Origin of the sequence: Mycolicibacterium wolinskyi (assembly GCF_002101965.1) — a bacterium.
Taxonomy (GTDB): domain Bacteria; phylum Actinomycetota; class Actinomycetes; order Mycobacteriales; family Mycobacteriaceae; genus Mycobacterium; species Mycobacterium wolinskyi.
Window position 1 is genome coordinate 64,496 of the sequence record NZ_LQQA01000009.1, and the last position, 13,834, is coordinate 78,329.

The window sequence follows — 13,834 nt, forward strand, 5'->3', positions numbered from 1 at the left end:
TCACGCCTGCGTGCTCAGTAGGAACGCCAGGTAAAGCAGGTAGGCCACGACCATTCCGAAACCCTCGGCGCGGTGTACTCGACGTCCCGAGAAGAAGATCGGTATGCAAACCAAGGCGGCCGCCATCATGATCGGGATGTCTATCCACACCAGGGCCGGACTCAGGGTCAAGCCGTACGCGGGCACCAGGCACGTGACGCCCAGGATGAGCAAAACGTTGTAAACACTGCTGCCCAGCAGGTTACCGAGCGCGATGTCGCGTTCGCCACGCATGGTGGAGACGAGCATCGTCACCAACTCAGGCGCCGAGGTGCCGATCGCGACGATGGTGAGACCGATGAGGGCGTCCGATACGCCCAAACCCCGTGCCAATCCGACTGCGCCGTCGACAAGCCACTCGGCACCGAGGACCACGACGGCAATCCCGGCCACCGTCATCCCAATGAGGCGTGCGGTGCTTGCTCCGGAAACCGATGTCGACTGATTAGCGTTCACCGCGTTGGCCTCGCCGAGATGTGCTCGCACAGACGGAATTTCGGCATCGCGGCTCTCCTGCCTCGACAGGTAGGCCAGGATCGCCGTGTACACCAGCGCACCCACGACGAGCATGGTGCCGTCGAGACGAGACAACACGCCATCTGCCGAGAGCGCCCACAACAGCACCGCAGCTGCGGCCATGGCAGGCAGATCGAAGCGCAGCGTCCGGCGTTCGATCGCCAATGGCCGCAGCAGGGCACTCAAGCCGAGAATGAAGAGGACGTTGACGACGTTTGTGCCGGCAATGTTGCCGACTGCCAACTCGCCACTGCCCTCGAGCGCCGCGGTGATTCCAACGGCAAGCTCAGGCAGGCTCGTCCCGATGGAAACCACCGTCAGTCCGACCATCATCGGGCTGATCCCGAGCCGCGACGCGAGTTGTGCGCCACCACGGACCATCACCTCCGCGCCGAAGGCCAGCGCGATGAGGCCCACCAGAAACCAGCCCGCGTTGCCGGCCACGGTCAGCGCGCGCCCAGTTTCTCCAACAGGAGCGCCTCCGCGGTCGCCGCCCGCTCCAGCACGCCGAGGTGCAGGCTCTCGTTGATGCTGTGTGCCTGGGTGCCGGGGTCTTCCACCCCGGTAACCAGGATCGTGGCCTGTGGGAAAGCGGTCGCGAACTCGGCGATGAACGGGATCGAGCCGCCCGTCCCCATGTCCACCGGATCGGTGCCCCACGACTCGCGAAACGCCGCGCGCGCAGCCTCGTACACCGGGCCCGTCGCATCGATCGCGTAGGGCTGGCCGACATCGCCGGGGGTGACCGTCACCTGAGCACCCCACGGGGCGTGCTGTTCGAGGTGGCGGGTCAGCGCTTCCAGATGTGCGCGAGCGTCGCCGCCAGGCGCCACCCGCATGCTGACCTTCGCCCGGGCTCGCGGGATGAGAGTGTTCGACGACTTGTCGATCGGCGTGGTGTCGATGCCGATGACGGTGATGGCGGGCTTGGCCCAAAGTCGTTGCACCACCGAGCCGGAACCGATCTGGGCGACGCCGTCCAGAAGACCGGACTCGTCGCGCACCCAGTCGTCACCACGATCGACGTCGGCCGCGGTCCCCTGGTGCAGGCCGGCGACGGCGACGTTGCCGTCGTCATCGTGCAGGCTTGCCAGCAGACGCACGAGCACGCTCAACGCGTCGGGCACCACGCCACCCCACAGTCCCGAGTGCAGGCCGTGGTCGAGCGTGGCGACCTCGACCACGCAGTCGGCCAAGCCGCGCAGCGATACCGTCAGGGCCGGGATGTCGGTGCTCCAGTTGTCGGAATCCGCGATGACGATGACATCGGCGCGCAGCGCCTCTTTGTGCGCGGCCAGCAGGGCGCCCAATGAGGGTGAGCCGGATTCCTCTTCGCCTTCGACGAAGACCGTCACGCCGACCGGCGGCTTGCCGTCGAAGGCCCGGATCGCGGCGAGGTGTGTTGCGATACCGGCCTTGTCATCGGCGGTGCCGCGGCCGTAGAGCCTGCCGTCGCGTTCCGTGGGTTCGAACGGCGCGGAGTTCCACTGGGTCGGGTCGCCTTCGGGCTGTACATCGTGATGGGCATACAGCAGCACGGTCGGTGCCCCGTCCGGTGCCGGGTGGTGCGCGATGACGGCCGGAGCGCCGCCTTCGCTGACGATCCGGACGTCGGGAAAACCGGCCTCGGACAACAGCTTCGCCACCGCTTCGGCGCTGCGGTGCACCTCGTCGCGCCTGGCCGGGTCGGCCCACACCGATTGAATGCGGACCAGATCCTCCAGATCGGATCGCACCGACGGCAGTACTCGCTGCACCCGTTCCACGACATCGCTCATGGTGTCGAGCGTAGTGGGTTCCTCGTTCGCCGCGAGCGACCGCAAAGTGCCGGAAAATGCGGCGTGTCGGTGTACAGACACGGTCGCTCGCGGAGGGGGGTTAGGGCTCCTCGATGATGGCGACCGCGGCGGCGGTGTCGGCCTCGTGGGTGAGCGACACGTGGATGGTGACGCTTTCCAGGTGCTTGGCGATGTCGCCGGACAACCGCACCTTCGGGCGTCCCCACATGTCGGTCACCACCTCGATGTCGCGATGGATCCCTTCCGGCAACGCCGGACGCTTGGAGAACCGCGAACTCGACCAGGCCTTGATGACAGCCTCTTTGGCTGCCCACCGAGCCGCCAAGTGCCGGGCCGCCGACGAACTCTTGTCCGCGGCGTCCCGGCGCTCACCTGGCGTGAACGTCTCGGCGAAAACCGTTCCCGGCCGATCCACCTGCTCGGCGAAATCCGGTATGGAAACCAGATCGATACCTACTCCGACTATCGCCACGCACCGACCCTAGCCGACATACAGGTCGTCTTCGCCGAGGCGGGCGTCGACGTTCAGCAACATCGCTGCTTCCTGGCGCTTCTCCGGCACGTCGTGATCGAACCGGCGATCGGCGGGCTTCTCGTACATCGGGCGCCCACCGGCGATGGCCGAGGCCAACCGGCGCTGACCGGCCAGCGTGCGCTGCTCGGCCCGCTTGCGGTAGTCGTCGCGCTCCGCCGGATCCAGTGCCGCGATGAACGCCTCCGGGTGCACCAGTGCGATCAGACCCGACACGTGACCGAAGCCGAGGCTCGTCACCAGACCGGCCTTGAGCGGGAACTTGCCGCGCAGGTCCAGGGTCTCGCGCACCCAGACGAAGTGGCCGGAGGTGGCCAGCTCGTCGTCGACGCAGTCCAGGCTGCGGTTCGGCGGGATGACGCCGTCGCGCAGGATCTGGCACAGACCCATCATCTGGAACACCGCCGCGCCGCCCTTGGCGTGCCCGGTCAGCGTCTTCTGGCTGACGATGAACATCGGCGCGCCCGGTGAACGACCCATCGAGTCGGCGAGCCGCTCGTGCAGCTCAGTCTCGTTGGGATCGTTGGCCAACGTCGAGGTGTCGTGCTTGGAGATGACCGCGATGTCGTCGGCTCCGACGCCCAGCTTGGCCAGCGACCGGGCCAGCACCGAATCCTTGCCGCCGCGACCGGCGCCGAGGGCACCGAGGCCGGGGGCCGGGATCGAGGTGTGCACACCGTCGGCGAAGCTCTGCGCATAGCCGACCACGGCCAGCACCGGCAGACCCATCTTCGCGGCCAGGTCACCACGGGCCAGCAGGATGGTGCCACCACCCTGTGCCTCGAGGAAGCCGAGCCGGCGACGATCGTTGGCACGGGAGAACTTCGAGTCGCTGATGCCCTTGGCCCGCATCATCTCGGTGTCGGCGGTGGCCGCCATGTCACCGAAGCCGATGATGGCCTCCAGCGTCAGATCGTCGAAGCCGCCTGCGACCACGAGGTCGGCCTTGCCGAGGCGGATCTTGTCCACACCCTCCTCGACCGAGACCGCCGCGGTGGCGCACGCGCCGACCGGGTGGACCATCGCGCCGTAGCCACCGACATAGCTCTGCATGACGTGTGCCGCAACGACGTTCGGCAACACCTCCTGCAGGATGTCGTTCGGCTTGGCCCGGCCCAGCAGGTTGCCGTGGTACATGGTCTGCATCGAGGTCATGCCGCCCATGCCGGTGCCCTGCGTCGAGGCCACCGAACTCGGGTGCACCCAGCGCATCAGCTCGGTCGGCGTGAAGCCCGACGACAGGAACGCGTCGACGGTCGCCACGATGTTCCACAGCGCAACGCGGTCAATGGAATTGGCCATGTCCGGGGTGATGCCCCACACCGTCGGGTCGAAGCCCGTCGGGATCTGGGCGCCGACCGTGCGCGACAGCTTGGTCTTGCGCGGAACCCGAATCTCGGTGCCCGCCTTGCGGATCACCTGCCAGTCGCTGGAGTCCGGCACCGGCCGCGCGACGGTGTGCTCGGGATCGAAGGACACGAACGCCCGTGCGTCGGCCTCGCTGGAGACCACGAACGAGAAGTCCTTGTCCAGGAACACGCTCACCAGCAGCGGCGACGCGTGATCGGGATCGATCGCGCCGTCGTCGACGAACTCGCGGATACCGCACCGCTCCACGACGGCGTCGTGGTAGCGCTCCACGATCTCCGACTCGGGAACCAGCTCACCGGTTTCGGTGTCGTACCAGCCGGCCTTGGGATCGTCCTCCCACTTGACCAGACCCGTCGTCCACGCCAGCTCCAGCACACCGGCCGCCGACAACTCGCCCGAGACCTCCATCTCGAAGCGCGTGCGCGACGAACCGTACGGGCCGAGCTCGGCGCCGCCGACGATGACCACCAGATCGGCCGGGTCGACGTCGAGATCGTCCCAGACCGGCGGCGGAGCCGGATCGTAGCCGCGCGGCGGGGACGGCAGCGCGGCAATCGTTCCGCTTGCGTCGTCCTCATCCTCGACCGCTGCGGACCCCGACAATTCCTCGCGGGCCTTGGCAGCCAGCTCGGCCATGTCGATCTTGATGTCACCCAGACCGCCGGTCAGATCGGCCTTGATCGGCGAATTCGCCGCGGCCACCTTGGATTCCACCGTGCACAGGTCCAGCAGCATGGCCGCCATCTCCGCGGAGGTGTAGGTGGTCACGCCGGCCTCTTCGACCGCACTGACGATGGCGTCGTTGTGACCCATCAGGCCGGTGCCCTTGGTCCAGCCGATCAGCGCATGCGCGAGGCTGACCCGCTCGGCCCACGAGGCCTCGGCGCTCCACCGGTTCACCAGTGCGTCGAGCGCAGACTTGGACTCGCCGTAAGCGCCGTCACCGCCGAACATGCCGCGGTTGGGCGAGCCGGGCAGCACCACGTGCAGACGCGACGCGATGTCGCGCTCGGCGCCGATCGTGGACAGCCCGCCGATGAGCCGCTGCACGGCCCACAGCAGAACCTTCATCTCCATCTCGGAACGCGAACCCACCTCCGAGAGGTCCCCGGCCACGCGCGGCGCGGCGAACGGGAACAGCAGGGTCGGGGTCTGCGCGTCCTTGAGGTGGATCGATTGCGGCCCAAGGCTTTCGATCTGCTCACTGCCGATCCAGTCGACCAGCGCGTCGATGTCGGAGTACGACGCCATGTTGGCGGGCACCACCCACAGCGTCGCGCCGAAGCGGGCGTTGTCGCGGTAGAGCTTCTTGTAGAACGCCAACCGGTCGTCGTCCAGGCGCGACGTCGTGGCGATCACGGTCGCGCCGCCGTCGAGCAACTGCCCGACGACCGCCGACGCGATCGACCCCTTCGACGCACCGGTCACCACCGCGACCTCGTCGGAATACCGACCGCTGCCGGGGTTTTCAGCGCCGGCCGCGATCCGGCCGAACAGCGACGCGTGGACGTTGCGGCCGGCCGCCAGCGACTTGCCCTGCCACCAGTTGGCCTGCGTCGCAACGACATGCCCGGCACCTTCGAAGCGCTCCGACAGCTGCGGCCACTGCTCGTCGATCTCGTTTTCGTCGGCGAGCCACAGCTTCACGAGGTCCTCGCGGGCGCTGGCCCAGCGGTCGTCGAACACGACGGCCTTCTTGGCGTCGAACGCGGGTGCGACCAGACGCGGCCAGTCCGAACCGAGTTCGGCGGTGACCAGGTCGACGAGCTCGGCGTCCGTCGCGGCTTCCGGCGCGCTGACGACGTCGTCCAGGCCGAGCTGGCCGAGCACCAGCCGGGCCGCCGAAGCCAGCACACCGTCGCGTCCGGTGACCTTCTCGGCGAACTCGCCGAGCGCGGCCGAATCGACCACACCGCCACCGGCACCGCCCGCCGACGGCAGCGACACCGACACCCCGCGCCGCGCAGCAACGGCTGCGACCGCGGCGTCGATGACCTTGTCGACACCTGCCGCGTCCGGCAACGCGCCGGCGTGCAGGCCGCCCAGATCGCCGCCGCGCACGCTGCTGCCCTCACGGGTGCCCAGCGCGACCTCGACGGTCACGTGCTTGGCCCAGCCCGGACCGAGCTCCCACGTCTTGGTGACGCGCTCGGTGATGTATGCCGGGCGCTTGCCGGACGGCCCGAGGACCGTGCGCAGCTGATCGTTGATCGCGTCGGACAGCACCGGACCGAACGGCTTGTAGGTGCGGGCGAGCTTGCTCACCTGTCCCTTGAGCGCGCCGAGATCGGCTTCGGCCGCACCGTCGATCGCGCCGAGGTTCAGCTCGGAGCCCAGGTCGACCAGGAGCTGATTACGCCGTGACGACGCACCGTCGGTGATGGACTCGATGGAGTCCAGCGCCTCGATCTGATCGATGCGCATCTTGGCGCTCAGCGCGATGAGTCCGACCGTGGCATCGGCTGCGTCGAACGCGATGTCGTCGGGGCGCGGGCCTCCGGACGGGGCGGCCGGGGCCGCCGCGGGAGCCGGTGCTGCCTCGGCAGCCGGGGCGGCTTCCGCGGACGGGCTTGCCGGCTCTTCGGATACCTCCGGCTCAGGCTCGGGATCGGTGTCCGTCGCGAACAGCACCGCGGCGTCGCGCTCGCTGTTGAGCACCTCGACCGTGCTGTGCGAGTACTCGGGCAGCTTGAGCGTGTTGGTCGCGAGACCGGCCACGGTGGGCGCCGACTTCACGCCGATCTCGACGAACCGCTCGACACCGAGACCGCCTGCGGCCTCTTCGATGAACAGCAGATCCTGCGTCTCGATCCAGCGCACCGGGCTGGCGAACTGCCAGGCCAGCAGCTCGATCACGATCTTGCGGCACAGCTCGGCCGGCTTCTCGTTCCGCCAGGTGTCGTAGTCGGCGAGGATCTCGTCGAGCGGTTCGGCGGGCACGAGGTCCCGGATCTCCTGGATGAAATCCTTGTCCAGCGTGAACGGCCGCGGCACCAGGTTCGGGATGTACTTGCCGATGATCAGCTCGGGATCCTTGTCCCGCGGCATGACCCGCTCCAGGCTGCGGCGGAAGTCGGCAACACCGACCCGCAGCACCGAGGAGTGGAACGGCACGTCGATACCCGGCACGAGGATGAACGACCGCTTGCCGCCGGTGATTTCGCGACGACGCTCGATCTCCTCCTCGAGAGCCTCAAGGCCGCGGACGGTACCGGCGATCGCGTACTGCGAACCGCGCAGGTTGAAGTTCACGATTTCCAAGAATTCGCCGGTGCGCTCGGAGATCTCGGCGACGAAGCTCTTGACGTCAGCGTCGTCGAGGTCGATCTGGCTCGGCCGGATCGCGGCCAGCCGGTAGTTGGAGCGCCCGAGCTCGTCGCGCGGGACGATGTCGTGCATCTTGCCGCCGCGCGCGAACACGACCTCGAGCAGTGCCTCAAGCTCGTACACGCCCGACACACACGCCAGCGCGGTGTACTCGCCGACGGAGTGGCCGCACGCGATCGCGCCCTCGACAAAGGCGCCCTGCTCGCGCATCTCGGCAACCTGCGCCGCCGCCACGGTGGCCATCGCGACCTGGGTGAACTGCGTCAGGTAGAGCACGCCCTCGGGGTGCTGGTAGTGCACACCGGATGCGATGAGGCTCGTCGGGTTGTCACGCACGACGTGCAGCACGGAGAACCCGAGGGTCTCGCGAGTGAATTTGTCGGCGCTGTCCCAGACCTTGCGGGCAGCCTTGGACCGGGCGCGGACCTCCATGCCCATGCCCTTGTGCTGAATCCCCTGTCCGGGGAAGGCGTAGACGGTCTTCGGCGCAGCCAGCCGTGCGGTCGCAGCCATCACGAGTTCGCCGTTGACCTTCGCGGCGACCTCCAAAACCTCTGCGCCGACGTCGATTCCGACGCGGTCGACGCGGAAGTCCACGTCATCGCCCGGCTTGACCATGCCGAGGAACCGGGCGGTCCAGCCGACCAGCTTGGCCGGCGGGATCGGCTTGCCGTCGGTGGCGGTGACGACGTGCTGTGCGGCTGCGGACAGCCACATGCCGTGCACGATCGGCGATTCCAGACCGGCCAGCAGTGCGGCCGCACGGTCGGTGTGGATCGGGTTGTGGTCACCGGACACGACGGCGAACGGCCGCATGTCGACGGGGGCACCGATCGTGACGTCACGCCGGCGGCGGCGCGGGGTGTCGGTCGCGTTGTCGGAGATCGCGCCACCGGCCCGGACGGGGTCGGTGAGCTCGGCCTCGCCGGTGCGGCCGCGGATCGCGAACCGCTCCTCGAGCTTGGCGAGCTCGGTGCCGTCAGCGGAAGCCACGGTCACCGAAACTGGGACCACGCGTCCCACCTCGGTGTCGGTGGCGGCCGAAGCCGTTGCGGTGACGGTCAATTCGGCCGGCTCGGTCGGCAGCGCCGCGAGCAGGTGGGCGGCGTGGTCGAGGTGCACCAGGCTCAGCAGGCCCTCGACGACGGGGAAACCGCTTTCGGTCACGGCCGACCCGATCGCGGCGAAGACCGCAGGCCAGCAGCGGCCGACGAGCGCGTCGGGAACCACGGTCAGCGTCGGCGCCAGCGGGGCGCCGAACGTCGCGGTGACACCGGTGTGGTCGGCGACCTGCTCGGGATCCCACGCCACGGTGACCTTGGCGGTGCCGTCGGCAACCGGCGGCAGCGCGTCCGGTCCGTCGACTCCCGCCGCGATCGCCAACACCGCACGCATCGCCTGCGCGGCGTCGTCGACCTCGACGATCGGGGCACCGCCGCTGCGGATCGCGTCGGTGAGGGTGAACCGGATCTCGATCCACGTTCCCGAAAGCGGCACGCTCAGTACGACGTGTGAATCGTCGGCGACCTCGAGCCGGGCACCGGTGGAAGCATTGGTGGCCGAACGGTTCTCGTTCACCTGCCACTCACCCGGCGCAGCGATCCGGTGCACCGGGTTGACGGCCATCCGCCCGGCCCACAACACATCTGGGGCGTCGAGCAGCACGGCCAGCGGCCCGGTCACATCGGTGCGGCCCTGGCGGCGCGAGATCACCGGCTGGGGATCACCGTTGGTTGACAGCACCTCGTCGATCGCGGCCTGCTCGAACCGGTCGAGCAGCTCGCCGACGGGCTCGTCGACACGGGTGATGCCCGCGACGGCAGCGGTACCCGGGATGATGCAGACCTGGTCGGCGTCGTAGCGGGCGTCGTGGGCCTGCCACAGCGAGTCGCTGCGCCACCACCGGCGCACGTCCTTGTCGATGACCGGGACGAAGTTGACCGGCTTGCCGAGCGTCTTGCAGAGCTCGACGAAGAACGGCACGTCGGCCGGGTGCAGCTGGACCGATGCGGCGTCGGGGTAGGCGCCCACCAGTGCGGTCAGCGCGGCCTTCGGGTCCTCGAGCAGCCGCTCGTCGTCGAAGAGGGTGTCGATCGGACCGAAATCCTGTGCGTGCAAACGTGCTTCGGCGCGCTTGAGCATCTGCTCGAAGCGGTCGCGCCAGGTGATGTCGAGCCACGGCGAGTCGGCGCGCTTGGTGTCGGCGGTGCTGCTGCCGTCGCCGATGGCCAGCTCGACGTAGCGGCGCAGCCACTGCAGGTAGGTCATCTCGGCGACGTCGCCGAAGTACGGCTTGGCCGTGTTGGCCATCGCCGCGATGATCTCGTCGCGCCGTGCGGCGACCGCGTCGGCGTCACCGGCGACCTCGTCGAGCAGCCGACCGCACCGCGATGCGGTGTTGTCGATCTCGTGGATGTCGGCGCCGAGCTGACTGCGGCCGGATGCCATGCCGTTGGCGGCTTTTCCGGCACCCACCCACGCCTCGGTGCCCTGGGTCTCCACCAGGAGCTGCTTGACCTGCGGGCTCGTGGTGGCTTCGAGCGTGGCCATGGCGGCCGTTCCGACCAGGATGCCGTCGATCGGCATCAGCGGGTAGCCGTGCGTGGCCGACCAGCGGCCGGACAGGTACTCCGCGGAACGTTCGGGCGTGCCGATGCCGCCGCCGACGCAGATCGTGATGTTGGACCGCGACCGCAGCTCCGAATAGGTGGCGAGCAGCAGGTCGTCGAGGTCCTCCCACGAGTGGTGGCCACCGGCGCGGCCACCCTCGATGTGCACGATCACCGGCTTGGTGGGCACCTCGGCCGCGATGCGGATGACCGAACGGATCTGCTCGACGGTGCCGGGCTTGAACACGACGTGGCTGATGCCGATCTCGTTGAGCTCGTCGATCAGCTCGACGGCCTCTTCGAGGTCCGGGATGCCCGCGCTGACAACGACACCGTCGATCGGGGCGCCGGACTGGCGGGCCCGCTGCACCAGGCGCTTGCCGCCGACCTGCAGCTTCCACAGGTACGGGTCGAGGAACAGGGTGTTGAACTGGATGGCGCGGCCGGGCTCCAGCAGGGTGCCCAGCTCGGCGATGCGGTCGTTGAAGATCTGCTCGGTGACCTGACCGCCGCCGGCCAGCTCGGCCCAGTGACCGGCGTTGGCCGCCGCGGCCACGATCTTGGCGTCGACGGTCGTCGGCGTCATGCCGGCGAGCAGGATCGGGGACCGTCCGGTGAGTCGCGTGAACTTCGTGGCGAGCTTCACCGAGCCGTCGGGCAACGACACCACGGTCGGGGCGTAGCTCGACCACGGGCGGGCCACCTCGGGCACCGCACCGACGGTGAACAGGTTGCGCTGGCCGCCGCGGGTCGCGGCGGGCACGATGCCGATCCCGAGGCCGCGGATCACCGGGGCCGTCAGACGGGTCAGGATGTCGCCGGGGCCCAGATCCAGAATCCAGCGGGCGCCGGCCTCGTGCAGTTCGGTGATCTCGTCGACCCAGTCGACCTGGCTGACCAGGATCGCCTCGGTCATCTGCCGGGCGAGCTCGACGTCGATGCCGACCGCCTCGGCCCAGCGGCCGACGATGTCGATGCCGTCGGACAGCCGCGGGGTGTGGAACCCGACCTCGACCTGAACCGGATCGAAGACCGGGGCGAAAACGGCCCCGCCGCGAACTTTGCTCTTGCGCTCGGCCTCTTCTTTCTCAGCGATCTGGTTGCAGTAGAGCTCGAAGCGCGACAGCTGCTCGGGTGTGCCCGTGATCACTACCGAGCGGCGGCCGTTGCGGATCGACAGCACCGGGGGCAGCACGGTGCGGACGTCGGCGGAGAATTCCTCGAGCAGTTCGTAGATTCGCTCGGGCTCGGCGTTGGTGACCGACACCATGGGCGGCCGGTCGCCGAGCACCGTGATTCCGCGGCGCCGGGCCACGAGGGTGCCCGCGGCGCCGATCAGTTGAGCCAGCGCGAGCAGCTCGACGTCCTTGGCACCCTTGGCGGCGAGCGCCTCGACCCCCAGCACGCCCTGAGAGTGTCCTGCGACGGCGACCGGCGGGGTGGCGACCAGATCCATGCCCTGGCGCGCGAGCGCGCGCACGGCGGCGATCTGGGTCAGCAGCACGCCCGGCACCGACACGGCGGCCGAGGTCAGTTGCTTGTCGGACGGCACCGGCTCCTCGGCCGCATGCGCGCGAACCCACTGCAGCGGCTCGAACCCGATGGGCCGGACGACGACGAGCTCCTTGGCCACCGGCTCGAGCAGCAGTTCGGCCTCACCGGCCAGGGTGGCCAGCTCGGCTTCGATGCCTGCCGAGGACACGAGTTCCTCAAGCGTCTCCAGCCAGGCGCTGCCCTGGCCGCCGAATGCGACGGCATACGGCTCGCCGGCACTGAGCCGATCGACGAGTGCGTGGGTGGCTTCGGTCTGCGAACCGTCAGATCCGGACTCGTCGCTCCAACCGGCGGACACCCGGTCGTGTTCGTAGATCGTCACTGGCGCTATCTCCTCGTGCTGCTCTCGTTTTGTCGCGTCTGCCTTGTCGCGTGTCTGCGTGTGTCTGCGGCGTTGTCTCAGGGGGCGGCCTTGCTCCCCGGGCGTCAGGCCAACGGCGATTCAGCGTCGAATCCGGCGGGGCGAGGTCCGCCCGGGCGTGGGTGGGTTCCGCTCGCATTCCCGCCGTACTAAGAGTGGCATAAGAGCACACGGGCTTTTTCCGCCCAGATTGGTTACTGGCGAGTTCTACGCATGGGTAACCGCCGGTAACGTAACACCGCGCCGAGTGGGGATCGAAGCCATTCGGGACAAACGTCCTGCATGCAGGTGGTTACGGTCGAGTAGCCACAACAGCGCAGATCAAAGCAGTATTGTTATCGAATCGTTATCTAAATTTTTCCCTCGGCAGAACGCCTGGAAGACGGCCGTGACGGGTCAACATTCGGGCTCGAACTGTCTAGCGAACCGTACTGGTTCTCAGCCATAGTTTGCTGGCAAGCCTTACTCGTCGGTAAGTTTTTCAGTCCCATCGCCCATGGCGCGGGTTCAGGATGTGGTTGATGTCCAGCGACGCTGGTTACGACGGTCGTCCAACCACCACATCAACGCCACAGGTCACAATTGATCGTCAATGGCATACGGACCGACCGCGGGATTCATACGATGAGCCATGCCCTCGGGGACGGTCAGCTCACCACTCGACCCGGCCGCCGAGACCACGCACACGACACCCGGCATCGAACTGCTCGGCGTCCGGAAGGTGTTCGGCGAGCACCGGCACCCCGTGGTCGCCATCGATCACGCAGACCTCGCGGTCGACGACGGCGAACTGTTCGCGATCCTCGGGCCGTCCGGTTCGGGCAAGACCACGGTGCTGCGCATGATCGCCGGTTTCGAAGCACCCACCGCGGGCACGATCAGATTGGGCGGACAGGACGTGACGACGACTCCCGCCCGCCACCGCGACGTCAATACGGTGTTCCAGGAGTACGCGCTGTTCCCGCACATGACGGTCGCGCAGAACGTCGAGTACGGCCTACGGGTGCGGGGCGTCGCGAAGGCCGAGCGCAGACGCCGCACAGCCGACGCCCTCGACATGGTGCGACTGGCCGATCAGGCGGCACGGCGACCGGCGCAGCTGTCGGGCGGTCAGCGCCAGCGCGTCGCACTGGCCAGGGCGCTGATCGGCCGCCCTCGCGTGCTGCTGCTCGACGAGCCCCTCGGCGCACTCGATCTCAAACTCCGCGAGCAGATGCAGGTTGAACTCAAGTCGATCCAGCGCGAGGTCGGGATCACGTTCGTCATCGTCACCCACGACCAGGACGAGGCGCTGACCTTGTGTGACCGCTTGGCGGTGTTCAACAACGGACGCATCGAACAGGTCGGCAGGGCACGTGACGTCTACGAGCACCCAGCCAACCGCTTCGTGGCCGATTTCGTCGGCACGTCCAACGTGCTCGACGGTGCAGACGCCGCGGCGGTGTTCGGCCGGTCCGGCACGCTGGCAGTGCGTCCCGAGCGGATTGCCGTGCTGGACAACGAAACTCCGCCTGCCGTCGGTTGCCGGGCCGTTGCGGCGACGGTCACCGAGATCATCTACGCCGGCCCGCTCACCCGCGTCGTCGCCGCCACCACCGGCGGCATCGCGCTCAGCGCGAGCGTGCTCACGGCGAACACCGCGCTTCCGGCCGGCCTCGCCCACGGCTCACCGATCACGCTGTCGTGGCCGGAATCTGCCGTTCACCACCTTGACGATTGATCGACG

The 13,834-nt window shown here is 68.4% G+C and carries 5 protein-coding genes; 1 reads left to right on the plus strand and 4 read right to left on the minus strand.

What is annotated here, in order from left to right:
* From AWC31_RS07710 to AWC31_RS07725, 4 genes are all read right to left on the minus strand, one after another.
* Nucleotides 1–999, minus strand: coding sequence for a calcium/sodium antiporter (locus AWC31_RS07710; protein WP_085143700.1), 999 nt, complete (start codon nucleotides 997–999; stop codon nucleotides 1–3).
* 2 nt (nucleotides 1,000–1,001) lie between these two features.
* Nucleotides 1,002–2,333 (minus strand): dipeptidase, encoded by a 1,332-nt coding sequence (locus tag AWC31_RS07715; protein ID WP_085143850.1) that lies wholly within the window; start codon nucleotides 2,331–2,333, stop codon nucleotides 1,002–1,004.
* 100 nt (nucleotides 2,334–2,433) lie between these two features.
* Nucleotides 2,434–2,826, minus strand: a complete 393-nt coding sequence (gene acpS / locus AWC31_RS07720; protein WP_067847591.1) for a holo-ACP synthase AcpS — start codon at nucleotides 2,824–2,826, stop codon at nucleotides 2,434–2,436.
* Nucleotides 2,827–2,835: 9 nt separating this feature from the next.
* The gene (locus AWC31_RS07725; protein WP_085143701.1) at nucleotides 2,836–12,069 is read right to left on the minus strand and encodes a type I polyketide synthase; all 9,234 of its coding nucleotides are present in this window, start codon (nucleotides 12,067–12,069) and stop codon (nucleotides 2,836–2,838) included.
* Nucleotides 12,070–12,739: 670 nt separating this feature from the next.
* Between AWC31_RS07725 and AWC31_RS07730 the strand changes: the two genes are divergently transcribed.
* A complete protein-coding gene (locus AWC31_RS07730) occupies nucleotides 12,740–13,828 on the plus strand; it encodes an ABC transporter ATP-binding protein (protein ID WP_085143702.1) in 1,089 nt (362 codons plus the stop codon).
* The last annotated feature ends 6 nt before the right edge of the window (nucleotides 13,829–13,834 follow it).

What these genes read in the sequence shown, in the direction of transcription:
- AWC31_RS07715 (WP_085143850.1), bottom strand. Translation starts at nt 2,333, where the DNA reads ATGAGCGATGTCGTGGAACGGGTGCAGCGAGTACTGCCGTCGGTGCGA.
- AWC31_RS07730 (WP_085143702.1), top strand. Translation starts at nt 12,740, where the DNA reads ATGCCCTCGGGGACGGTCAGCTCACCACTCGACCCGGCCGCCGAGACC.